General features: G+C 69.3%; 1 protein-coding gene. It reads left to right on the top strand.

Annotated features, from left to right (window positions below):
• Window positions 1-78: 78 nt before the first annotated feature.
• Window positions 79-1,191 (top strand): IS630 family transposase, encoded by a 1,113-nt coding sequence (locus tag RIF23_RS20660; protein ID WP_310914309.1) that lies wholly within the window; start codon window positions 79-81, stop codon window positions 1,189-1,191.
• The last annotated feature ends 28 nt before the right edge of the window (window positions 1,192-1,219 follow it).

The raw sequence follows: 1,219 nt of genomic DNA, 5'->3' as shown, positions 1-1,219 counted from the left end.
CGTGACCGGAAACGTTCGCCGGGTCGGGTGATCGGTGCCAGGGTTGGCTGGTAACGCAGTCAACCCTGGGGAGATGTGGTGGCAGAACCGGTTCGAGCCCGCCGACTCACCGACCAGGAGGGCCGGAAACTTCAGCGCATTGTGCGCCGGGGTGGCACCAGCACCGTGCGCTACCGCCGCGCGATGATGATCCTGGCCTCGGCCAGCGGCAACACCGTCAACGCGATCGCGAACCTGGTCGCCGCCGACGAGGACACCGTCCGTGATGTCATCCACGCCTTCAACGACCAAGGGCTGGGATGCCTGGACCCTAAGTGGGCGGGAGGCCGTCCCCGCCACCTCCGACCCGACGAGGAAACGCTCGTCGTGAAGACGGCCACCACCCGCCCGGCCAAGCTCGGGCGGCCCTTCACCCGCTGGTCGCTGCGCAAACTCGCCGCCCACCTGGCCGGGCTCGGCCTGCGCATCGGCCGCGAGGCCCTGCGCCTGCTACTGAAAAGCCGCGGTGTCACCTTCCAACGCACCCGCACCTGGAAGGACTCGCCCGACCCCGAGCTGGACGCCAAGCTGGAGCGGATCGAGCACGTCACCACACGCTTCCCCGACCGGGTCTTCGCCTTCGACGAGTTCGGCCCTTTGGGCATCCGCCCCACCGCCGGGAGCGGGTGGGCACCGGCCAGGCGCCCCGAGCGGCTGCCGGCGACCTACCGCCGCACCCACGGCATCACCTACTTCCACGGCTGCTACTCCGTGGGAACCGACACCCTGTGGGGCATCAACCACCAGCGCAAAGGCGCCGCCAACACCCTGAAGGCGCTGAAGTCCATCCGCGCGGCGCGCCCCGACGGCGCCCCGATCTATGTCGTCCTGGACAACCTCTCGGCCCACAAAGGGCCGAAGATCCGCCAGTGGGCGCGAAAGAACAAGGTCGAGTTGTGCTTCACCCCCACCTACGCCTCCTGGGCCAACCCGATCGAGGCCCACTTCGGGCCATTGCGCCAGTTCACGATCGCCAACTCCCACCACCCCAACCACACCGTGCAGACGCGGGCGCTGCATGCCTACCTGCGCTGGCGCAACGCCAACGCCCGCCACCCCGACGTGCTGGCCGCACAACGGCGCGAACGCGCCCGCGTCCGCAGCGAGAAAGGCATCCGCTGGGGCGGCCGCCCACTGGCCCCAACAGCCTGATGCGACCCGGTCAACATTTCCGGTCAGA

The sequence above is a fragment of the Lipingzhangella rawalii genome (assembly GCF_031628175.1).
GTDB classification, from domain to species: Bacteria; Actinomycetota; Actinomycetes; order Streptosporangiales; family Streptosporangiaceae; genus Lipingzhangella_A; species Lipingzhangella_A rawalii.
The sequence above is the reverse complement of the archived record's forward strand: the minus strand, read 5'-3'. Positions and strand labels throughout refer to the sequence as shown.